Genomic DNA, 22,047 nt, shown 5'->3' on the forward strand with positions numbered 1-22,047 from the left:
TCCTGGCCATCGTGGCCGTCGAGCGTGTCGGCGCCGGTGCCGCCATAGAGCACGTCGCTGGCGAGGCCGCCGACGATCACGTCGCTGCCCGCGCCGCCGTCGATCACCGCGCCCGCGGCCTTGCGCGCGCCGGTGCGGCCCTCGTCGCGGCCGCAGGCGACCCAGTGGTGATAGGCAAAGCCGATGTCGAGCTGGTTGGCGTCCATATAGGCCTTGATGTCGGGATTGGCCGCGAGATAGCCTTGCGCATCGAAGCTGGTGCCCCAATCCGCGCCGGGCCCCTGGCTCTGCCCGTGCCAGCCGCCGCTGCGGCCCTCGACGCTGCCGAAATAGCGCCAGTGATGGAAGCCCCAGGCCTGCGGATCGAGGCCGTTCTGCGCCGCATAGGCGGCGAGATCCGGGTTCTGGGCCATGTAATCGGCGCCGTCGAAATCGGCGTAGACATCGTTGCCGACGCTGATGAAGTCGTTGCCGGCGCTGCCGACCACGTTCTCGATGTCCCGAAGAAGGTCCAGATGGGCATCGCCGTTGGTGCCCACGCCCGTCGCCAGATTGATCCGGATGCCTTCACCGTTGATGCCGGGCTGGCTCGTGGCATAGCTCACCGTGTCAACGCCCGAACCACCGGAAAGGATGTCCGCTCCTGCACCGCCCGCCAGAACATCATTCCCGTCGCCGCCATCCAGGATATCGGCTCTGGCGGTGCCGATCAGGATATCATTGCCGCCCATGCCCGCCATGATATTGGCACCCTGGAGCAGATCGTCGACATCGGTTCCTCTCATTCTAATGAGAATCTGGCCTTGCTGATTCACCGATCCTTCCGAAGGCGCCTCGATCGGTCCATCACCTGTCCGGACAACGTTTTCCCAATCCACGAAAACACCGCCATAACGGCCATCCGGAAAGGCGGCCGTTCCATACATGAGCCATTCCAGATCGAGGGCTGCATTTACCAACGGATCGGTAGAGCCATGGATCGCGGCATCGATGAGTTCGTTTCGGGCCTCAGCGGGAGCAGTGGCTCCCCACACTCCCAAGGCTTCCCCGAGCATATCGATCACCGGGGTGCGGTCGGTGAGATGCCAATCGTCGGGATTATGCCTGTAATGTCCCGCATCATTGATTACTTCAATTTCGTAAGTATCCCTCGGGAGCCATTCATCAGGCTCATTGTCTTCAACATGATATCGATAAGTTGTCCCGTTCGTAGTCTGAAGCAGGTTGTAATCTATTTTGAGGATTTTACCATCCCCAGTGAGAAAGACTCTTGCGATCCACCCTCCCTCCAATTGAACGATTTCTACATCGGCTGGAGTAACGAGATTATCCCATATGTATATTGGCCTACCGTCTTGAGTGGTACCAAAAAGCCAAGGTTTGGGGTCAGCCCATTGCCGATTGCCCGTATAGTGTGGGGTTGTGGCAGGTGGAGGAGCTGAATCGGGCGATATCGTCTCACCAAAGTAACTAGGCCTATCTCCGCCAAAGAATTGGGAATGAATTATCCAGGCATCGTATTGGCCGACTTCTAGCTGCTCCGGGTACTTCGGCAATAAAATTGCTTGAGGAGGCTCTGTCGATGTTGATTCCCGTGGCGCGTACACCGCATCGATATACACCCCATTTTCGTCGTAATAACCACCGCCAACCTGGGTCGACGGCAAGCCGGTGCCAGAGTCGCCTGTACCGGAGCCGCCTGCGCCAGAGCCGCCTGTGCAAGAGCCTGCCTCACCGGAGCCGCCGTCAGACCCACCGCCTACGCGCGGATCATCGCCGGTACCCCATCCGCTGCCGTCTGGGGACGAGGTTCCACCCGTTGCCAGCTGCATGAGCCGATCGAAAGCATCACGCAATGTTTCCGTCGAAGTCGTCATTTTTCCCCCTTATTGGCGCCCGTAGCTGTATCTATATAAGCAATTAATTCCTATGAATTTATATACGCAATAACAATACAACCAAAGGTGCATAGATTCACATAAAAATTCCTATTATGTTGCCAATATTTCTATTTAATTCGGCGCAGACGGATCCTCCGCAATGGCTGCGGTGAGAACCGTGCGGCGGAGGCCGACCATCATCGCAGCCGATGGCGAGTTGATCGCCTTCATCGACGCTTCGTGTCCCTAGACACGCCTCATGGATGTCGAACCCGGCACAAGACCGTCGACTTTGCCTTTGCTTCTTGGACCGGGCGGTCTCTTCGAAATCGCTCTACCGTTTGAGGATCCGCTGCGAGGCGTAAGCTCCGGCCGCCCAGAGGACGGCGGCGATGAAGCGCACGGGAAAGAGCGTCAGCGCATCGGCGCGGACCGGCGCGATCCAGGGGATGCCAAGGCTGCTGATGGCCCACGACACGAGGATCGACAGGCCGAGCGCCGCGAAGGCGGCGATCGCGACCTTGCCGAACTGGTCGGCCTTCCAGCCCAGCCATACGGCGACCAGGATCAGCACCGGGTCGAACGCTGCGGGCAGCCAGTCCCAGAGGTGGATGACGGGGACGGTCGGACCCACGGGGCTCAAGCCCACCAGGGCCGGGGCAGTGCGATGCGGCCGGCGGCCTCTTCGATCACCTGACCGACGGCGAAGAGGGTCTCCTCGTCGAAGGCGCGGCCGATGAGCTGGAGGCCGAGGGGCAGGCCCTGCGAGTCGAGGCCGGCCGGAACCGCGAGGCCCGGAAGGCCCGCCATGTTCACGGTCACCGTGAAGATGTCGTTGAGGTACATCTCGACCGGATCGCCCGAGCCTTTCTCGCCGATGCCGAAGGCGGCGGACGGCGTGGCGGGCGTCAGGATCGCGTGGACGCCCTGAGCGTAGACCTCCTCGAAGTCGCGCTTGATCAGCGTGCGGATCTTCTGGGCGCGCACGTAATAGGCGTCGTAATAGCCCGCCGAGAGCACATAGGTGCCGATCATGATGCGGCGCTTGACCTCGCGGCCGAAACCGGCGGCGCGGGTCTTCTCGTACATCTCGACGATGTCCTTGCCGTTCTCGCGCAGGCCGTAGCGCACGCCGTCGTAGCGGGCGAGGTTCGAGGACGCCTCGGCAGGAGCCACGATGTAATAGGCGGGCAGCGCGTATTGGGTGTGCGGCAGGGAGACCTCGACGATCTCGGCGCCCGCGGCGCGCAGCCATTCGGTGCCCTGCTGCCAGAGCTTCTCGATCTCCGGCGACATGCCGTCGACCCGGTATTCCTTCGGAATGCCGATCTTCAGGCCCTTCACGCCGCGCGAGACGGCGGCCTCGAAATCCGGAACCGGCAGGTCCACGCAGGTGGTGTCCTTGGCGTCGGGACCGGCCATGGAGCGCAGCATGATGGCAGCGTCGCGCACCGTGCGGGTGATCGGGCCCGCCTGGTCGAGGGACGAGGCGAAGGCCACCGTGCCCCAGCGGGAGACGCGGCCATAGGTCGGCTTGATGCCGACCGTGCCGGTGAAGGCGGCGGGCTGGCGGATCGAACCGCCGGTATCGGTCGCGGTCGCGCCGAGGCAGAGATGCGCGGCCACGGCCGCCGCCGAGCCGCCGGATGAGCCGCCGGGCACCAGATGCGTGCCCTCGATCGCACCGGAAGCGCCCGCGCTCACGTTCGAGCCCTCGCGCCGCCAGGGCGACACGACCGGCCCGAAGGCGCTGGTCTCGTTGGAGGAGCCCATGGCGAACTCGTCCATGTTGAGCTTGCCGAGCATCACCGCGCCGTCGTTCCAGAGGTTCCGGGTGACGGTGGATTCATAAGGAGGGTTGAAATTGCCCAGGATCTTGGAAGCCGCGGTGGACACCACGCCCTCCGTGCAGAACAGGTCCTTGATGCCCAGCGGAATGCCTTCCATCGGACGGGCCTCGCCCTTGGCGATCGTCTCGTCGGAGGCCTTGGCCATGGCGAGCGCCTTCTCGGGCGTCTCGAGCACATAGGCGTTGAGCGCCCTCGCCTTCTCGACGGCGGCGATATGGGCCTGCGCGAGCTCGGTAGCCGAGAAGGTCTTGGCCTTCAGGCCGTCACGGGCCTCGGCAATCGTGAGATGGGTCAGTTCGGTCACGGGACTGGATCTCTTAATCTCGACGTCATGGCCGGGCTCGTCCCGGCCATCCACGCCTTGTTCTGCGGGAGCTCCCCGGGGCGCTCTTCGCTTGCCCGGGGATGGCTGAAGAAGGCTGCCGCCTTATTCAACCACCTTCGGCACCAGGAAGAAGCTGTCCTCCGTGGCGGGGGCGTTCTGGACGATCTTTTCCGGATAGCCGCCGTCGGTCACGCCGTCCTGGCGCTTCTTCATGGTCATGGGCGTCACGGAGGTCATGGGCTCGACGCCGTCCACGTTCACCTCGTTGAGCTGCTCGACGAAGGCGAGAATCGCGTTGAGTTCACCCTGGAGGTGAGGCACCTCCTCATCCGTCACGGCAATGCGCGCCAGATGGGCGATGCGGCGGACCGTTTTCTCATCGACCGACATGAATGGTCATACCCCTTGGAAATAGCGTCCGCGGGCTATAGCACCCGCCCGCCTCGGGGGGCAACGGCGGATATTGAACGCCAATTGTCCACTCGATATCGTCATGCCCGCACTTGTTGCGGGCATCCACGTCTTCTCACGCTGCACAGGCGTGCATGGCCGGGTCAAGCCCGGCCATGACGGGGAAAGACAGAGGCCCTCAAATCCTCACCGCCACGGTCTTGTGCGGCACCACGACCTGAACGCCTTTGCCCTCCAGGGCCGCCACGAAACGGTCCGCATCGGGCACGAGCGGCGGGAAGGAGGCGTAGTGGCAGGGGATCGCCGCCTTCAGGTTACCGAAGTAGCGCTCGACGGCGAGCGCCGCCACCTCCGGCCCCATGGTGAAGCGGTCGCCGATCGGCACCATGGCGATGTCCGGCTGGTGGATCTCGGCGATCAGGGCCATGTCGCCGAAAATATCCGTATCGCCCATATGGTAGATTGTCGGCTCCCCCGGAGCCTTCACGATGATCCCGTTGGCGGAACCCAAGGGGAAGTTCACGTCCATCTCCACGAGGCCGGACGAGTGGTCCGCCCGCACCAGGGTGACGGTGAAGCCGCCCTGGTCCGTGGCCCCGCCCGTGTTCATGGGATCGACGTTCTGGACGCCCTGCTTCGTCAGGTACATGCACAGTTCGAAATTGGTGACGACCTTCGCGCCCGTCGCCTTCGCGATCTCCACGGTGTCACCGACGTGATCGCCGTGGCCGTGGGTGATGAGGATGTGGCTGACCCCTTCGGTGATCTTCGCCCGGTCGCCCTCGAAAGCGGGGTTGCCGGTGAAGAACGGGTCGATGAGCACGGCCTTGTCGGCGAAATCGAGCCGGAAGGCGGAATGTCCATACCAAGTGATTTTCATGTGGGCACCTTCGCTGAAACGAGCATGAAGATGGGGCAAGGCCGTCGGCCGGCCACGTTCCGGAGGAACAAAACACAGGCCCCTGAGCTTAAGAAGCTAAGCAATAACCGCCAAGCCTGTTGGAGGATAGCCATGTCACGCCTGATCGCCAGCCTCGCCGTCACGGCCGGCCTGTTCGCCGCGGGGAGCGCTTCCGCCGTCGAGATTTCCATTTCGTGCAGCGCGCTGGGCCAGGAATACGAGATCTGCAAGCAAGGCGTCGACGCCTGGGCGAGCAAGACCGGCAACACGGTCAAGATCGTGTCGACGCCCAACTCCGCCACGGAGCGCCTGGCGCTGTACCAGCAATTGCTCGCCGCCGGCGCGGGCGACATCGACGTGTTCCAGATCGACGTGGTGTGGACGGGCATTCTCGGCCAGCACCTGCAGGACCTCACCGCGAAGGCCCAGGGCGAGATCGGCCAGCATCTGCCCGCGATGGCGGAAACGAGCCAGGTGAACGGCAAGCTCATGGCCATGCCCTGGTTCGCCGATGCGGGCCTGCTCTATTACCGCCGGGACCTGCTCGACAAGTACAAGCGCCCCGTGCCGCAGACCTGGGCCGACCTGACCGAGACCGCGCGCATCGTCCAGGAAGGCGAGCGCAAGGAGGGCAAGAGCGACTTCTGGGGCTATGTCTGGCAGGGTCGCGCCTATGAGGGCCTGACCACCAACGCCCTCGAATGGATCGCCTCCTTCAACGGCGGCACCATCATCGACGAGAAGGGCGAGATCACCGTCGAGAATCCGAAGGCCGCCGAGGCCCTCAAAATTGCGGCGGGCTGGGTCGGCGCCATCACGCCGGAGGGCGTGCTCAACTATACGGAAGAGGAGGCTCGCGGCGTCTTCCAGGCGGGCAATGCCGTCTTCATGCGCAACTGGCCCTATGCCTGGGCGCTGGCGCAGGGCGGGGACAGCACCATCAAGGACAAGGTCGGCATCGCGCCGCTGCCGAAGGGCGGCGCTGACGGACACCATGCGGGCACGCTGGGCGGCCAGCTGCTCGCCGTGTCCAAGTATTCGAAGAACGCCGACGCGGCCATCGACCTCGTCATGTACCTGACGGGCCAGCAGGAGCAGAAGCGCCGGGCAATTCAGGGATCGTTCAACCCCACCATCGTCTCGCTCTACGGCGACCCCGACATCGCCAAGGCGAATCCGTTCATCGGCGAGCTGGCGGACGTCTTCTCGAACGCGGTCGCCCGCCCTGCGACCGTCACGGGCCAGAACTACAACAAGGTCTCGACCGAGTTCTTCAACGCGGTCCATCAGGTGCTCTCCAAGCGTGCCCAGCCCGAACAGGCGCTAAACCGCCTCGATCGCGACCTGAAGCGGATCAAGCGCAATGGCTGGCAGTAAGCATGTCCCGCGCCGCGCTCCCCGCAACCAGTCCGGCGCATGGCCCCGCGCGGGCGAGCCGCTCTGCCCTGACCCGCTCGCGCGTGAGGGCGGCGTGGCTCTTCATTGCGCCGACCCTGATCGTGCTCGCCCTCATCGCGGGCTGGCCGCTCGCGCGGACCATCTGGTTCAGCTTCACGGACGCCAACCTCAACAGCCTCAACGACTATCAATTCATCGGCTTCGAGAACTACATCGCCAATTACGACGGCGAGTGGCTCGGCCTTCTGACCGATCCCGACTGGTGGCGTTCGGTGTGGAACACGGTGTGGTTCACGGCCGTCTCCGTGTCGATCGAGACCGTGCTCGGCACAATCGTGGCGCTGATCCTCAACGCGTCCTTCCCGGGACGCGGCATCATGCGCGCGGTCATCCTCATCCCCTGGGCGATCCCGACCGTGGTCTCGGCCAAGATGTGGAACTGGATGCTGCACGACCAGTTCGGCGTGATCAACGACATGCTCCTGCGTATCGGGCTGATCGCCGCGCCGATCACCTGGACCGCCGACCCGGACACCGCGTTGTGGACCGTGGTCATGGTGGACGTGTGGAAGACCACGCCTTTCATGGCGCTGCTCATCCTCGCCGCGCTCCAGATGCTGCCGGGCGACATCTACGAAGCCGCGAAGGTGGACGGGATCCATCCCGTCAAGGTGTTCTTCCGGGTGACGCTGCCGCTCATCAGGCCCGCCCTTCTCGTCGCGGTGATCTTCCGCGCGCTCGATGCACTACGAGTCTTCGACCTGATCTACGTGCTCACCGCCAATTCGCGAGACACCATGTCCATGTCGGTCTATGCGCGCCAGCAGCTCGTGGACTTCCAGGAGGTGGGCCTCGGCTCGGCGGCCTCCACCCTCATCTTCCTCATCATCGCCCTTCTCATCGTCGTCACCATGGTGGCGGGACGGGTCCGGCTGGGAGGAGAAACCCGTTGAAGATCCTCACCCGCATCGGCTTCTGGCTGCTCGTCGCCGTCATCGGCCTGTTCTCGATCTTTCCGTTCTATTACGCGGTGATCTCGTCCTTCCGATCGGGCTCGGATCTGTTCACGGTCGCCTATCTCCCGGAGCGGCTGGATGTCTCCAACTACGTCGCCGTGTTCGAGCGCCAGCCCTTCGGCACCAATATCCTCAACTCCGTCATCGTGGCAGCGTCCGTGGTGGCCCTGTCGCTCGCGCTCGGGATTACGGCGGCCTATGCGTTCGGGCGTATCCGCTTCCAGGGCCGTTCGCTGCTGCTCATGACCATCCTCGCGGTCTCCATGTTCCCGCAGGTGGCGGTTTTGTCCGGCATGTTCGAGCTGATCAGAAGCTTCGGCCTCTACAACACGCTGCCCGGCCTGATCCTCGCCAATCTCATGCTCACCCTGCCCTTCACGGTCTGGGTGCTCACCACCTTCATGCGCGAATTGCCGAAGGAGATCGAGGAGGCGGCCTTCGTCGACGGCGCGACGCCCTGGATCGTGGTGCGCCGGGTCTTCCTGCCGCTCATGATGCCGGCCGCCGTGACTACGGGCCTTCTCGCCTTCATTGTCTCCTGGAACGAGTTCCTCTTCGCCCTCACCTTCACCCTGACGAACGAACAGCGCACGGTGCCCCCCGCCATCGCGCTCATGAGCGGCTCGACGGCCTACGAACTGCCCTGGGGCACCATCATGGCGGCCTCGGTCATCGTGACGCTGCCCATCGTCGCGCTGGTGCTCGTCTTCCAGCGCAAGATCGTGGCGGGGCTCACCGCGGGCGCGGTCAAGGGATAGAGCATTTTTCGGCGAAGTGGATCCGGTTCGCCGCCTCAAAATGCGGCAAGGCAAAGAAAAGAGCTGATTCCACGCAAGGGGAAACGGCTCTGGTTTCGAGGAAGTATCGCAATGGCTGATGTCGCTCTCAAGAACGTCCGCAAATCCTTCGGCAGGGCCCATGTGATCCACGGCGTCGACCTGGAGATCAGAGACGGCGAGTTCATCGTCTTCGTCGGCCCCTCGGGCTGCGGAAAATCCACCCTTTTGCGCCTGATCGCAGGGCTCGAGGACATCACATCGGGCGATCTCTTCATCGGCGGAGAGCGGGTGAACGATCTCGCGCCCGCCAAGCGCGGCATCGCGATGGTGTTCCAGTCCTATGCGCTCTATCCGCATATGAACGTCTACGACAACATGGCCTTCGGGCTGGAGCTTGCGAAATCCTCCAAGGCTGAGATCGACGCGAAAGTGCGCGAGGCCGCGCGCATGCTGCAGATCGAGAATCTGCTCGACCGCAAGCCCCGGCAACTCTCCGGCGGGCAGCGCCAGCGCGTCGCCATCGGCCGGGCCATCGTGCGCGACCCGAAGGTCTTTCTCTTCGACGAGCCGCTGTCGAACCTCGACGCGGCGCTTCGCGTGCAGACCCGCATCGAGATTGCGAAGCTGCACGCGGATACCCACGCCACGATGATCTACGTCACCCACGATCAGGTGGAGGCGATGACGCTCGCCGACCGGATCGTGGTGCTCAACGCGGGGCGCATCGAGCAGGTGGGGACGCCGCTCGAACTCTATCACCGCCCCGCCAACCTCTTCGTGGCGGGGTTTCTCGGCTCGCCGCAGATGAACTTCATCCGATGCGTTGTCTCGCATATGGGCGCGGACGGCGTGCAGGTCCAGTTGCCTGATGCCGGCACGATCACCGTTCCGGTCTCATCCGAGGGTGTGCGCGCGGGCGAAGCCGTGACGCTCGGCATCCGCCCGGATCACGTGAAGGTGTCGCCGCACGGCGCCCTTGCCGGCCGCGTCGCGCTGGTGGAGGAACTGGGCGAGAACCACCTGCTCTATGTGGATCTCGGCAAGGAGCGACACCTGACCGTCCGCGAACCGGGTGACGCCCATCATCAGGTCGGCCAGGAGATCTCCCTCGCGCTTGCCCCTCAATCCTGCCACCTGTTCAAGGAATCGGGCGAGGCTCTGCCGTTCCTGACGGAGAACAGGGACCCCGCGCCCCCCTCTCCCGGCGTGAGCAGCAAGGCTGCCTGACCTTGACGATCAATGTCGTCTCCGACCGGAGATGACATGCGCAAGCAGTTCCCTCTTCCTGCAGGGACAGGCAGGGGTGCAAAGTCGGCGCCCGACGCATCACCTGGACCGTCATGGCCGGGCTTGACCCGGCCATCCACGTCTTAAGGAGCCGTCACGTCATCAGACGTGGATCCCCGGAACAAGCCCGGGGATGACGGAGAGCCATTCGATTTGAGGTTTGCGCGGTCGCATTCCTCTCACCTTTATCTCCCTGCGCAAGCGGGAGAGACGCGTCCGCCTCCTTTGATGAGCCTCTCCCCGCAGGGTGACGGCGAGCGCCGTGAACCGCCCGTCTCGACGCGGGCCGAGTTCCTCTATACTGGCTGTCTCAAGGCTGCGACGCGAGGAGGCGCCCATGATCTCGAAGGACGACGAGCTGAACGCCTTCATGGAGGCCTTAAGCCCCCGGGCGCGCCTGATGGGCGTCGATCTCGGCACCAAGACCATCGGCCTTGCTCTCTCGGATGTGGAGAGGCGGATCGCGACGCCGCTGGAGACGATCAAGCGGGTGAAGTTCACCCCCGACGCGCAGCAGATCAAGGCGCTGGTGGAGCGCTTCGAGGTCGGCGGGCTCGTGTTCGGCCTTCCCCTCAACATGGACGGGTCAGAGGGGCCCCGCTCGCAGGCAACCCGGGCCTTCACGCGCAACCTGAAGCCCCTCCTCCCGCTGCCGGTGCTGTTTTGGGACGAGCGCATGTCCACCATGGTGGTCACCCGCACGCTCCTGGACGCGGACACCTCCCGCGCCAAGCGCGCCGACGCGGTGGACAAGATGGCGGCCGCCTACATCCTGCAGGGAGCGCTCGACCGCTACGAGCGGATCATGGCGGATGCGGAAGCGGCGGAGGACGAGGCCGAATACCGGTCGGATTCGGGTCTCGACGCGCCTCCGGAGAGCGGCGCGCTGGACGATTGACCCCCTCTCAAGCGCCAAGCTTCGCGAGCTTGTCATTCGGATGTCAGAAAGCCGCCAAATGGGGTTGACGCCCCGGAAAAAGCAGCCTATCTGACCGGCACTCGCTGAGTTCGCCGCACGGCCCGGAGCCTTCGTCTTCCGGAGTTTCAAACGGCACGAGACCTTCGGTGGGGGATAGTTTAATGGTAGAACAGCGGACTCTGACTCCGTTAGTCTTGGTTCGAATCCAGGTCCCCCAGCCACTCTAAGCGACTGACTTCTCTGAGAAATTTACAAGCAATGTCACTTGGCGGGCCGGCTATGTCACCGCCATGTCACTGCGAGGACAAGGGTCGCAGGTTCGATGAGCCTCCACGCTCATGCTGGACGGCTCTGCCGATCCTCCAGGCTTTGCTATAGGTTCCTTGTGGATTCCTGAGAGGCCACCATGCCTCTGATCTCGAACATTGCATTCTTCGTTCCAGGGCCTGTCCTGGAGCCCGTTCACATGAAGCTCGACATCGATCCGATTTTAGCAATTCCATTACAGACCGAGCAGGAGCACTGAGGACCACACTGATTCCTCATTTGGTCTGTGCGTCACCCGCACGATCTGCACTGCTGTGGGGAAATGCCGTCAAAATGGCTCGACAGCTCTGCGCGTGTCGGCGGGATCAGCGGCTGGCGAAGCGCATGAGCCAGAGCGCATGCCCTCTGATTCTTCTCATCTCGCCCACTGGACATCCTGGATCAGCCATCTGCTGTGAATCGCTGTCCGCGCACCGACGATACCTATCCAGGTGAACCCAAAGGCGACGCTGCTGCGCAGCATAGCCAGCTCACCGCTTCCTCGCCTTGCTGAGAGCCCAACCCAAGAGCCCCAGCACAGCCACTCCCAAAGCGAACCCGATGCCAGCCCCCCAGGCCACACCGGAAGAGCCCAGCGCATAATGCCCGACGAGGGCTCCCAGCACGAACAATACAAGGGGCGCCAGACACCCGATCCCGATCATCGATGCAGATTCCCGTCATACTGGCAGGCCTCGTTTCGTCTCCTTAACCTAACGGAGACCAGTGCCGTTCTACGGTTTCCAGCATTCATCGACATCGCACCAGAATGAGTGCTGCAGGAGTGGGGCTGAATGCAGAGACAGGCTGATCTGTTTCCTGGATTGGACGAGGCGGCGGCGCCGATCCGAAAGCTCAGTACCTCTGACATTCAAGTCAAGCCGCAGGGGCACAAGCGTCCCTTCCATCTTGCCCCTGTCGACTTCGAGACGGCAGCCAATGCCCTGGAGGCAAGCGGGCAGTATCGCATCCTGCGCCGCCTTCTGCCCCGGCCTGTGATCGCATCCCGCATCGCAGCGCCGGGCGAAAGGCTCGCCATCATTGTGGATACCGAAACCACGGGTCTGGACCACACTCGAGACGAAGTCATCGAAATCGGCATCGTGGCATTCTCGTATGACCAGGACGGCCGCATCGGTCATGTCACCGGCACATTCAATGCGCTGCGGGAGCCCTCGGTCCCGATCACACCCGAGATCACGCGCCTGACCGGGATCACTCCCGACATGGTGAAGGGGCAGACGATCGATTTGGCTGCCGTCGAAGCGTTCATCCAACCGGCCGATCTGGTGATCGCCCATAATGCCCGCTTTGATCGGCCCTTCTGCGAGCGTTTGGTTTCGGGCTTTTCCCAGAAGGCGTGGGCCTGCTCCCATGCGGAGATATCCTGGTCGGACTTCGGCTTCGAGGGCTCGAAGCTTGGTTACCTCCTGTCTCAATGCGGCTGGTTTCATCAGGGTCATCGCGCGGTCGAGGACTGCCATGCCCTTCTGGAGGTGCTGGCTGCTCCCCTGCCTGGCGATGCGGGCTGCGCCATGTCTCATCTTCTGACGTCGGCGCGCAAAGCCGTGCTGCGGATCTGGGCGGAAGGCAGCCCCTTCGAGATGAAGGACGCGCTCAAGAAGCGCGGCTATCGCTGGAATGACGGCGCAGACGGCCGGCCCAAGTCCTGGTTCATTGAAATCACCGAGGAAGCGTATGAGGCTGAACTGACGTTCCTGCGGCAGGAGATCTATCGCCGGGACGTAGAGCCGTTCAGCCAGCGGATCACCGCCTTCGAGCGGTTTCGCGCTGCCACCTAACGCCTTCTCGGTGCGCCATGAGGGCATTCAGGGCTTCAATGCCCTCCTGCGGCCGACAATCGCCTGGATTTTCTCTGACCTTGCACGGCTACACAGGAGCCGAATGAGGATGTCCGCCGCTGTCAGCGCCTGAGACGCTTCACATTCGCCCGCACACGCTTGCGATAGCCCTTGACCACCTTGCGGGCCGAACCGCCTGTCGCCATCGTTGCAGAAGCCTCGGCAAAGGCGGCCATCTTCTCCGTCACCATCAGCATGGACTCGGCAGGCGTGCCCTGGCCGCGGGCGATCTGGGTCAGTCGGGTCCAGATGACGATCTGAGACTCCAGAGCCAGCCTGTTCGTCTCAACGGCCAGTTTCATCCATGAAAACAGCATCCGTGCCCCGCTCTTGTTATGGCGGCAAATCATACCGCTTCGCGCCCGTGCTCAGGCCTGTTGACCAGCTTCTCGTAACACCCTTCTCCCCAAAATTCACAACGACTGGTGCGTGTATTTGACTCATGACGTAACGAGAACATAATGGGAACATTCTCAACGCGAACACGAACGGGCACGGGGCCATGCATGCCGGGCAACAGGACAGGCTTACCGAATTACGGCTTCGGATTGCCCGGTACGAAGGCAGCTTCAACAGAACCAAGCCCCTGCCCTTCGGTCTCCTTGAGATCGACGGCCATCTTCCCGGCGGCGGCCTCGCGCGGGGCGCTCTGCACGAGATGATCGAGGCGGGACTTGCTTCGGAGTTCGCAGGCTGCACGACACTTTTCACCGCAGGGATCGTCGCCCGTCTCAAGGGCCCTGTCCTCTGGTGCCTGACGCGTCGGGACCTGTTCGCTCCCGGTCTCCTGCGCGCCGGTCTGCATCCCGACCGTGTGATCTATGCCGAAGCAGAGCGCGAGCGGGAAATCCTGCCCCTGATCGAGGAAGGGTTGCGCGAGAAGGGGTTGGCAGCCGTCGTGGGCGAGGTCACGCATATGGGGCTCACCGCCTCGCGCCGTTTGCAGCTGGCGGCTGAAGCCACGGGTGTGACCGCCCTGGTCATTCGACGCTGGTGGACCGTCGCCGAGAAGGATCTGGTTCATCTGCCAACGGCAGCCGTGACGCGCTGGCGCATCGCCCCTGCCCCGTCCGAACTCATGCCGGCTCCCGGTCTCGGACGGGAACGCTGGCAAGTCGAACTCCTGCGCTGCCGTGGCGCTGAACCCCGTACCTGGATTCTGGAGGCCTGCGATGCGAAGGGTCGTCTCGCTCTACCTGCCGACCTGGCCGACCGATCGGATCAGGCGGCGGACCGGAGAGCCGCCGCGTCATGAGCCGCTCGTGACCGTGCACACGGTCGGATCGCGCCGCATGATCCGCTCGGCCTGTGCGGCAGCCCAGGAGGCGGGCCTGCATGTCGGCATGCCGCTCGCCCAGGCGCAGGCTCTGGTGCCGAACCTGCATGCCGTCGAGGCCACTCCAGACGAGGATGAGGCATCCTTACGCGAGCTCGCCCGCTGGGCGATCAACTACTCGCCTGTGGTGGCGCCCGACCTGCCGGACGGGCTCTGGATCGACATTGCGGGCGCCGCGCATCTCTTCGGCGGCGAGGAGGCATTGGTCGATGACCTCACTGGCCGCCTGACGCGGCAGGGCATCACAGCCAAAGCGGCCGTCGCGGATGCGCCGGGAGCGGCGTGGGCGATGGCCCGCTATGGAACCGCTGGCGTCGTGCCGACGGGCCGCACCGTAGATGCTGTGGCGGCTCTGTCGATTCGCGCTCTGAGGATCCCTGTCGACAAGCTCAGTGCCCTGCACCGGCTCGGCATCGAGAGGGTCAGCCAGCTTGCCGCCATGCCGCGCGCGCCTCTGGTCCGTCGCTTCGGACGGGATGTGGCGCTGCGGCTCGATCAGGCCATGGGCCATGTCTTCGAGCCGATCACACCGCTCGTTCCCAAGGAAATGCCGACAGCAGCTCGTGTCTTCGCGGAGCCGATCGGCAGGCTTGAGGATCTCAAGGCCGTGGTGCTGCGCCTGGTCCAGGACCTGTGCCGACAACTGGAGCGGCGCGGAGAAGGCGTGCGCCGTCTCGATCTCTTGTGCCAACGAATCGACCAGAAGAGCGCTTGTCTGCGGATCGGAACCGCGAAAGCCAACCGGGATGCGGCGCATCTCGCGAAACTCTTCGACGAGCGGCTGCAAACCGTCGATCCCGGCTTCGGCATCGAGGAGATCGTGCTCGTCGCGAGCAAGGTCGAGCCTCTGACGGAGACACAGGTCCAGGCGCGCGGTCTTGGCGACGAGATGGGCGAAGCGGACATGGGCCAGCTCGTCGATCGGCTCGGCGCCCGTATCGGCATGAAGAAAGTTTATCGGCTCTCGCCCGTGCAAAGCCTCGTCCCCGAACGCATGGCGCGCAAGATCCCGGCGCTCGCGCCACCGACAGGCTCGGTCTGGCCCGAGAACCTTCCACGCCCCACGCGCCTTCTCGATCCACCGGAGCCCGTGGTGGCAACCGCCCTCTTGCCCGATCATCCGCCGCGTTTCTTCATCTGGCGAAAGGTTCGGCACACGGTTGCCAAGGCCGACGGTCCCGAGCGCATCACGCCGGAATGGTGGAACGGCGACAAGGGTTCAGCCGCCCGCGATTATTATCGCGTCGAGACCGAACAGGGCGGCCGCTTCTGGGTCTTCCGCGATGCGCCCACCGCCGAAGGTGGGCGCTGGTGGATGCATGGGTTCTTCGCATGAGTGAGCACTCTGCTGATCCCATCTACGCCGAGCTTCAGGTCACCACCCACTTTTCGTTCCTGCGCGGCGCATCGAGCCCGCAGGAGCTGTTCGAGCAGGCCAAGCTCCTCGGCCTATCAGCGCTCGGCATCACCGACCGCAACTCGCTGGCCGGGATCGTGCGCGCCTACGAGGCCTCGCGGGACACGGGCGTGCGGCTGATCGTCGGTTGTCGTCTCGATCTTAACGATGGCACGTCGCTCCTCGTCTATCCCACGGATCGGAGCGCCTATTCCCGCCTGTGCCGGCTGCTCAGCCTCGGCAAGAGCCGCGGCGGCAAGGGGCAGTGCCATCTCACGTGGGATGATGTGATAGCCTGGAACGAGGGGTTTCTCGCTGTTCTGCTGGGCGACCACGCTGACGACACACTCAGGGCCAATCTCGTCCGTCTCAGAAGCACATTCGGCAACCGCGCCTACATGGCCCTGATCCGGCGTTTTGCTCCCAACGAGCACCTGCGCCTCCATGACATCGAGCAAGCGGCGCAGGCGGCCCGGGTGCCGGCCATCGCCATGGGGGATATTCTCTATCACCATCCCGACCGCCGTCGCTTGCAGGATGTGGTCTCCTGCATCCGGCAAGGCTGCACCATCGACGAGGCGGGCTATCGTCTTGAGCGTCATGCCGACCGCCACCTCAAGGATCCCGTCGAGATGGAGCGGCTCTTCGAGCGCCATGCCGAAGCGTTCAGGCGCATCCGCGAGATCCTTGAGCACTGCACTTTCTCGCTCGACGAACTGCGCTACCAGTACCCATCCGAAACGGAAGGCAGCGAGACCGCGCAGGAGAAGCTGGAGCGGCTGACCTGGGAGGGAGCCCGGCACAGCTACCCAGACGGCGTTCCGGATGTGGTCGCTGCGACCTGCTGTCATGAGCTGCGTCTGATCGAGGAACTCGGATACGCCCCCTACTTCCTCACCGTGCATGCCATCGTGTCGTTCGCCAGGTCTCGCAGCATCCTGTGCCAAGGGCGTGGCTCGGCGGCGAACTCCGCCGTATGCTTCGTCCTCGGCATCACCTCGATCAACCCGACTGAGCACGATCTGCTCTTCGAACGCTTCGTCAGCCAGGAGCGACGCGAGCCGCCGGATATCGACGTCGATTTCGAGCACGAGCGGCGCGAGGAGGTGATCCAGTGGATCTACGACACCTATGGCCGCCATCGCGCGGCGCTCACCGCCGTCGTGTCCTGCTACCGCGCCAGGGGCGCGGTGCGCGAGGTCGGCAAGGCGCTCGGCGTGCCCGAGGACGTAACGGCGGGATTGGCCGGTCTCGTCTGGGGCTGGGGCAATGATGGCGTGTCGGGTAAGGAGGCGAAGGAACTCAATCTCAACCTCGACGATCCGCGCCTGCGGATGACGCTGGAACTCGCCAGCGAACTCATTGGCGCCCCGCGCCATCTCTCGCAGCATCCGGGCGGCTTCGTGCTCACACAAGACCGCCTCGATGAACTGGTCCCCATTGAGCCGGCCGCGATGGAAAACCGGCAGGTGATCGAGTGGGACAAGAACGACATCGACACCCTCAAATTCATGAAGGTCGATGTGCTTGGTCTCGGCATGCTCGGCTGCATGCGCCGCGCCTTCGATCTCCTGCGCGAGCACAAGGGCGAGAGCTACGACATCGCCACGATCCCGGGCGAGGACAAGGCCACATACGCCATGATCCGGAAGGCCGACACGGTGGGCACATTCCAGATCGAGAGCCGCGCCCAGATGGCGATGCTGCCGAGGATGAAGCCGAAGACCTTCTACGACATCGTCATTCAGGTGGCGATCGTCCGCCCCGGTCCGATCCAAGGCGACATGGTGCATCCGTATCTCCGCAGGCGTGAGAAGCGTGAGGAGGTCGAATACCCGCGCCAGGAGCTCAGGCGCGTGCTGGAGAAGACGCTTGGGGTGCCGCTTTTCCAGGAGCAGGCGATGCGGGTGGCGATCGAATGCGCCGGGTTCTCACCCTCGGAAGCCGACCAGCTCAGGCGCGCCATGGCGACCTTCAAGCTCACGGCCGGCGTCTCGAAGTTCCGCGAGAAGCTGATCACGGGAATGGTCTCTCGCGGCTACGATGCGGCCTTTGCCGAGCGTACCTTCAAACAGTTGGAGGGCTTCGGCTCTTATGGCTTTCCGGAAAGCCACGCAGCGAGCTTCGCCAAGATCGCCTATGCCTCGTCCTGGCTGAAGTGCCACCACCCGGACGTGTTCTGCTGCGCCATCCTGAACGCGCAGCCGATGGGCTTCTATGCGCCCGCCCAGCTGGTGCGGGATGCAAAAGCGCACGGGATCGAGGTGCGCCCTGTCGACATCAACCATTCCCGCTGGGATTGCACTCTGGAGCCGACCGGAAACCCGAGATGTTTCGCCGTCCGGCTCGGCTTCCGGATGGTGCATGGTCTGGCGAACGTCGATGGCGGCCTGATCCCGCTCGCCCGGGCAGAGCACCTCTACACGTCCATCGAGGACCTGTGGCGACGAGCCGGCATTCCGGTCTCCGCTCTCGAGCGCCTCGCCGACGCCGATGCCTACGGCTCCATCGGGGTGAACCGTCGCGACGCGCTCTGGACCATCAAGGGATTGTCGGACGAGGTCATGCCGCTGTTTGCCGCTGCCGACGAGCGGGACCGGGTCATCCGGTCCGAGGCGGCGGAGCCTGCCGTCGATCTCGCGCCCATGACGGAGGGCCGCGAGGTCGTGGAGGATTACCGCTCGAAGGGCGTGACCCTGCGCCGGCATCCCCTCGCTTTCCTGCGTCAGGAATTGACGGAACGACGCATCCGCTCCTGCGCCGATCTCCAGCACGTCAGGGACGGCCAGAGGGTCACGGTGGCAGGGCTCGTGCTGGTGCGCCAGAAGCCGGGATCGGCCAAGGGCGTGACCTTCATGACCATCGAGGACGAGGCCGAGGTGGCGAACATCGTGATCTGGTCCGCCGTGTTCGAAAAGCACCGGCGGCTGATCCTGTCCTCCGGGATGATCGGCTGCCGGGGTCGGCTCCAGCGCGAAGGCGGCGTCACGCATCTCGTCGCCGAGCACTTCATCGACCTGTCGGACCTCCTGCGCTCGGTCGCCGATCGCGATGGCGAATTGCGGCTGCGGAGCGGACGCGGGGACGAGGCAAGGATCGGCACACGTGATTGGGTCCGCAGCCGACCACATGAAGCCATTCAAAAGCCCGGGGCCGGCGAGACAGATCTCGACCATGGGACCGTGATCAAGGTGGCGACGCGAAACTTTCGTTGATGACGACCAGCCGGTGGTCACGCCGAGCCCTCGGGCGCGACGAGCCGGTCGTTGCGAACAAAGCGGGGAATGGGATCTATAGTGGCTCAAAGGAATGATTCGACCGTGTCCGCGAACCCTGCCTATCTCGATCAGCTCAATCCCCGGCAGCGTCAGGCGGTGGAGCACGGCGTCTCGGCCAATGGCTCACATTCGGCTGCGCCGCTGCTGGTCATTGCCGGGGCGGGATCAGGCAAGACCAACACCCTCGCCCACCGTGTGGCCCATCTGATCGTCAACGGCGCCGATCCGCGCCGCATCCTCCTCCTGACCTTCTCCCGCCGGGCCGCGGCCGAGATGGCGCGCCGGGTCGAGCGGATCGCCGGACAGGTTCTAGGCCAGAGCGCAGGTGTGATGACCGACGCCCTCACCTGGGCCGGCACGTTCCACGGCATCGGCGCCAGGCTCCTGCGCGACTATGCGCCTGAAATCGGCCTGGACCCCGCCTTCTCCATCCATGACCGGGAGGACTCAGCGGATCTGATGAACCTCGTCCGGCACGACCTCGGTTTCTCCACAACGGAGAACCGCTTTCCTGCCAAGGGCACCTGTCTCGCGATCTACTCACGCTGCGTGAATGCCGAGACGACCATCGATGAGGTGCTGAGAACGGCTTACCCGTGGTGCGCCGGCTGGGCCGCCGAGCTGCGCCAGCTCTTTGCCGCCTATGTCGAGGCCAAGCAGCGCCAGAACGTCCTCGATTACGACGACCTTCTGCTCTACTGGGCCCAAATGGTGGCCGAGCCCTCGATCGCCGCCGAACTCGGCGGGCGCTTCGACCATGTCCTCGTCGACGAATACCAGGACACCAACCGGCTCCAATCCTCGATCCTGCTTGCCCTCAAGCCAAGCGGTCAGGGCCTCACGGTCGTCGGGGACGATGCCCAATCGATCTATTCCTTCCGGGCGGCGACGGTCCGCAACATCCTCGACTTTCCCGCCCGGTTCAGCCCGCCGGCCGAGATTGTTACCCTCGACCGCAATTATCGTTCGAGCCAGCCGATCCTGGCCGCCGCCAATGCGGTGATCGAGCTGGCTTCCGAACGCTTCACGAAGAATCTCTGGAGCGACCGGGCTTCCGCCGAGCGCCCGCAACTGGTGGCCGTGCGCGATGAGGCCGACCAGGCCCGCTACGTGGTTGAGCAGGTGCTGGCGAACCGCGAGAGCGGCATGAGCCTCAAGCAGCAGGCGGTGCTGTTCCGGACCTCGCACCACTCCGGTCCGCTGGAGGTGGAGCTCACCCGGCGCAACATTCCCTTCGTGAAGTTCGGCGGCCTCAAGTTCCTCGACGCCGCTCACGTCAAGGACCTGCTCGCTCTGCTGCGGTTCGCTCAGAACCCGCATGACCGGGTTGCCGGGTTCCGCCTGATGCAGCTTCTGCCCGGCGTCGGCCCGACCTCGGCCCAGCGGGTGCTCGATTACATGCATAATGCCGCCGATCCGATCCAAGCCCTGATGGAAGCCCCTGCCCCGCCCCGGGCAGGCGACGCGTGGCATGCCTTTGTCGACGTGATTGCACAGCTACGCGCCGGCACGGCAGGCTGGCCGGCGGAATTTGAGCGCGCGCGGACCTGGTACGAGCCGCACCTCGATCGCATGCATGAGGATGCCACAACACGCAAAGCCGACCTGATCCAGCTGGAGCAGATCGCGGCCGGCTATCCGTCGCGCGAGCGTTTCCTCACGGAGCTCACGCTCGATCCGCCGGATGCCACGAGCGATCAGGCCGGCGTGCCTCTGCGCGATGAGGACTATCTGATCCTGTCGACGATCCATTCCGCCAAAGGACAGGAGTGGAAGTCGGTGTTCGTCCTGAACGTGGTCGATGGCTGCATCCCGTCCGATCTCGGCACCGGCACCACGGCCGAAATCGAGGAGGAGCGCCGGCTGCTATACGTCGCGATGACCCGCGCCAAGGATCACCTTCATCTCATCGTGCCGCAGCGGTTCTTCACGCACCAGCAATCCGCCACGGGCGACCGTCATGTCTATGCCGCCCGCACCCGCTTCATTCCCAGCGCGCTTCTGAAACTGTTCGAGCGCGTGTCGTGGCCCCTGGCTGTACCGGATTCAACTGCCGTATCCGCGACACCGAGAAACATTCGGGTTGATGTTGGTGCGAAGATGCGAGGCATGTGGCGATAGCAAGGGCGGGATCATCAATCTTAGGACAATGCTCATCCAATTATACGAGTTGTTTCCCCACCGTCGGAGAAAGCCCGGCATCCCGCTCTTGAGCCGAAACAAGCGGATCCTGAAGATGGGCTGTCTGCGGCTGCGCGGTCCTTGCGGGGCTCAGGATGAGTCCCTGCCGGCAGCGACCGCTTAGAAACTCAGAACGCTCGCTACATTGGTCGTCCCAACAGAGCCCTAGGTAATGCCCCAGCCTAACGAGGGCTGAAGGTGCTCAACTCAGGCAGCTCTGAACGCAGCGTATCACATAGTGGCTCTCAATGATCTTCATCTTAACCCACGAAAGCACAATCCCTCAAAGCCATAGACATCTCCTAATCCGTCCTTGAGGCGCACCAGGTGGAAGCGGAGTGCCGTGCCGCGCAGGAACGCCTTCGTTTCTGCGCCCTTGAACAGCACGACCTCAAGCTGCGTCGGCAACCCCTGTAACAGGCCTAGAAAGTCGCGCATTATGGCGTCGCTGAATCCCACCGCCTCTACGAACTCAAAGCTGCCGTCCTGAAAGGATCGCACCTGCGGACGCACTGCCTTCAACATCAGCGATTTGCCCTCACGCTCGCCGCGCACGAGGGCGCGCCCGAGTTCTGATGTCTGAGTGCTGGCCAGACGTGCTGCATTGCCGATTTGAAACCGGATGCGGCGGGCCTGCCGCTCGCAGGAGAGCATCAGGAGACCCTGGCGGGAGAGCCGACCAGTCGCATCGAATTGCTGAATATCCGTGCGCAGGAGCACGAAATCATCCGCCAAGCGCTCAAGCTGCCACCCCCCCTCCCCGACCACGAAACTTTGGGCTGCTGCCGGCTGCGTCAGCAGCAGGCTGAGAAGCATCAGCAGGTACCGTTTCATCCGCTCCCAACCTCTCATCTTGGTATGATCGTTCGTGAGATCCGGCTCGGGTGGATGATACGGGGGAAGCTCTTACCAATTGTCAATG

General features: G+C 63.8%; 17 protein-coding genes and 1 tRNA gene. 11 read left to right on the plus strand and 7 right to left on the minus strand.

What is annotated here, in order from left to right; all coding sequences use genetic code 11:
• The 5 genes from ACS5Q0_RS19580 to ACS5Q0_RS19600 all read right to left on the minus strand — a co-directional run.
• On the minus strand, positions 1-1,667 hold a 1,667-nt coding region (locus ACS5Q0_RS19580), incomplete at its 3' end, for a calcium-binding protein (protein ID WP_473128324.1).
• A gap of 547 nt (positions 1,668-2,214) precedes the next feature.
• Positions 2,215-2,514, minus strand: coding sequence for a hypothetical protein (locus ACS5Q0_RS19585; RefSeq protein ID WP_473128325.1), 300 nt, complete (start codon positions 2,512-2,514; stop codon positions 2,215-2,217).
• Between the two features lie 5 nt (positions 2,515-2,519).
• Positions 2,520-4,034 (minus strand): Asp-tRNA(Asn)/Glu-tRNA(Gln) amidotransferase subunit GatA, encoded by a 1,515-nt coding sequence (gene gatA / locus ACS5Q0_RS19590; RefSeq protein ID WP_473128326.1) that lies wholly within the window; start codon positions 4,032-4,034, stop codon positions 2,520-2,522.
• A 123-nt stretch (positions 4,035-4,157) separates the two neighbouring features.
• Complete coding sequence (gene gatC / locus ACS5Q0_RS19595; protein WP_473128327.1) at positions 4,158-4,445, minus strand: Asp-tRNA(Asn)/Glu-tRNA(Gln) amidotransferase subunit GatC; 288 nt, start codon at positions 4,443-4,445, stop codon at positions 4,158-4,160.
• A gap of 199 nt (positions 4,446-4,644) precedes the next feature.
• Positions 4,645-5,346, minus strand: a complete 702-nt coding sequence (locus ACS5Q0_RS19600; RefSeq protein ID WP_473128328.1) for a metal-dependent hydrolase — start codon at positions 5,344-5,346, stop codon at positions 4,645-4,647.
• Between the two features lie 132 nt (positions 5,347-5,478).
• Between ACS5Q0_RS19600 and ACS5Q0_RS19605 the strand changes: the two genes are divergently transcribed.
• The 7 genes from ACS5Q0_RS19605 (at position 5,479) to ACS5Q0_RS19635 (ending at position 12,874) form a co-directional block, all read left to right on the plus strand.
• Positions 5,479-6,744: an ABC transporter substrate-binding protein gene (locus ACS5Q0_RS19605; RefSeq protein ID WP_473128329.1), complete on the plus strand. Its 1,266-nt coding sequence runs from the start codon at positions 5,479-5,481 to the stop codon at positions 6,742-6,744.
• Positions 6,745-6,746: 2 nt separating this feature from the next.
• Entirely contained in the window at positions 6,747-7,718 is a 972-nt protein-coding gene (locus ACS5Q0_RS19610) for a carbohydrate ABC transporter permease (RefSeq protein ID WP_473128330.1), read from the plus strand.
• A complete protein-coding gene (locus ACS5Q0_RS19615) occupies positions 7,715-8,539 on the plus strand; it encodes a carbohydrate ABC transporter permease (RefSeq protein ID WP_473128331.1) in 825 nt (274 codons plus the stop codon). Before ACS5Q0_RS19610 ends, ACS5Q0_RS19615 begins: the two co-directional genes overlap by 4 nt.
• A 111-nt stretch (positions 8,540-8,650) precedes the next feature.
• Entirely contained in the window at positions 8,651-9,787 is a 1,137-nt protein-coding gene (locus ACS5Q0_RS19620) for an ABC transporter ATP-binding protein (RefSeq protein ID WP_473128332.1), read from the plus strand.
• Positions 9,788-10,184: 397 nt separating this feature from the next.
• The gene (gene ruvX, locus ACS5Q0_RS19625) at positions 10,185-10,745 is read left to right on the plus strand and encodes a Holliday junction resolvase RuvX (protein WP_473128333.1); all 561 of its coding nucleotides are present in this window, start codon (positions 10,185-10,187) and stop codon (positions 10,743-10,745) included.
• A gap of 168 nt (positions 10,746-10,913) precedes the next feature.
• Positions 10,914-10,987: transfer RNA gene (locus ACS5Q0_RS19630), tRNA-Gln, on the plus strand.
• Between the two features lie 879 nt (positions 10,988-11,866).
• Positions 11,867-12,874 carry a 3'-5' exonuclease gene (locus ACS5Q0_RS19635; RefSeq protein WP_473128334.1) on the plus strand — a complete coding sequence of 336 codons (1,008 nt, stop codon included), beginning with the start codon at positions 11,867-11,869 and terminating at the stop codon, positions 12,872-12,874.
• Positions 12,875-12,996: 122 nt separating this feature from the next.
• Here ACS5Q0_RS19635 and ACS5Q0_RS19640 read toward each other — a convergent pair whose 3' ends face one another.
• On the minus strand, positions 12,997-13,236 hold the full coding sequence (locus ACS5Q0_RS19640; RefSeq protein ID WP_473128335.1) for a hypothetical protein: 240 nt from the start codon (positions 13,234-13,236) through the stop codon (positions 12,997-12,999).
• A 200-nt stretch (positions 13,237-13,436) separates the two neighbouring features.
• On the opposite strand from ACS5Q0_RS19640, the gene ACS5Q0_RS19645 reads away from it, so the two are divergent.
• The 4 genes from ACS5Q0_RS19645 (at position 13,437) to ACS5Q0_RS19660 (ending at position 21,065) form a co-directional block, all read left to right on the plus strand.
• On the plus strand, positions 13,437-14,189 hold the full coding sequence (locus ACS5Q0_RS19645; RefSeq protein WP_473128336.1) for an ImuA family protein: 753 nt from the start codon (positions 13,437-13,439) through the stop codon (positions 14,187-14,189).
• Entirely contained in the window at positions 14,107-15,606 is a 1,500-nt protein-coding gene (locus ACS5Q0_RS19650) for a DUF6504 family protein (RefSeq protein ID WP_473128337.1), read from the plus strand. Before ACS5Q0_RS19645 ends, ACS5Q0_RS19650 begins: the two co-directional genes overlap by 83 nt.
• Positions 15,603-18,881: an error-prone DNA polymerase gene (locus tag ACS5Q0_RS19655; protein WP_473128338.1), complete on the plus strand. Its 3,279-nt coding sequence runs from the start codon at positions 15,603-15,605 to the stop codon at positions 18,879-18,881. The genes ACS5Q0_RS19650 and ACS5Q0_RS19655 overlap by 4 nt, the downstream gene beginning before the upstream one ends.
• A 69-nt stretch (positions 18,882-18,950) precedes the next feature.
• Complete coding sequence (locus ACS5Q0_RS19660; protein ID WP_473128339.1) at positions 18,951-21,065, plus strand: ATP-dependent helicase; 2,115 nt, start codon at positions 18,951-18,953, stop codon at positions 21,063-21,065.
• 315 nt (positions 21,066-21,380) lie between these two features.
• Here ACS5Q0_RS19660 and ACS5Q0_RS19665 read toward each other — a convergent pair whose 3' ends face one another.
• Positions 21,381-21,941, minus strand: a complete 561-nt coding sequence (locus ACS5Q0_RS19665) for a hypothetical protein (protein ID WP_473128340.1) — start codon at positions 21,939-21,941, stop codon at positions 21,381-21,383.
• Positions 21,942-22,047 lie beyond the last annotated feature (106 nt).

It is taken from the genome of Microvirga sp. HS2, assembly GCF_055792805.1.

Coding starts and splice junctions, on each gene's coding strand:
- ACS5Q0_RS19620 (WP_473128332.1), top strand. CDS start 8,651: ATGGCTGATGTCGCTCTCAAGAACGTCCGCAAATCCTTCGGCAGGGCC.
- ACS5Q0_RS19650 (WP_473128337.1), top strand. CDS start 14,107: ATGCGAAGGGTCGTCTCGCTCTACCTGCCGACCTGGCCGACCGATCGG.
- ACS5Q0_RS19655 (WP_473128338.1), top strand. CDS start 15,603: ATGAGTGAGCACTCTGCTGATCCCATCTACGCCGAGCTTCAGGTCACC.
- ACS5Q0_RS19600 (WP_473128328.1), bottom strand. CDS start 5,346: ATGAAAATCACTTGGTATGGACATTCCGCCTTCCGGCTCGATTTCGCC.
- gatC (WP_473128327.1), bottom strand. CDS start 4,445: ATGTCGGTCGATGAGAAAACGGTCCGCCGCATCGCCCATCTGGCGCGC.
- ruvX (WP_473128333.1), top strand. CDS start 10,185: ATGATCTCGAAGGACGACGAGCTGAACGCCTTCATGGAGGCCTTAAGC.
- ACS5Q0_RS19660 (WP_473128339.1), top strand. CDS start 18,951: ATGGGATCTATAGTGGCTCAAAGGAATGATTCGACCGTGTCCGCGAAC.
- ACS5Q0_RS19610 (WP_473128330.1), top strand. CDS start 6,747: ATGTCCCGCGCCGCGCTCCCCGCAACCAGTCCGGCGCATGGCCCCGCG.
- ACS5Q0_RS19605 (WP_473128329.1), top strand. CDS start 5,479: ATGTCACGCCTGATCGCCAGCCTCGCCGTCACGGCCGGCCTGTTCGCC.
- ACS5Q0_RS19645 (WP_473128336.1), top strand. CDS start 13,437: ATGCATGCCGGGCAACAGGACAGGCTTACCGAATTACGGCTTCGGATT.
- ACS5Q0_RS19635 (WP_473128334.1), top strand. CDS start 11,867: ATGCAGAGACAGGCTGATCTGTTTCCTGGATTGGACGAGGCGGCGGCG.
- ACS5Q0_RS19640 (WP_473128335.1), bottom strand. CDS start 13,236: ATGAAACTGGCCGTTGAGACGAACAGGCTGGCTCTGGAGTCTCAGATC.
- ACS5Q0_RS19665 (WP_473128340.1), bottom strand. CDS start 21,941: ATGCTTCTCAGCCTGCTGCTGACGCAGCCGGCAGCAGCCCAAAGTTTC.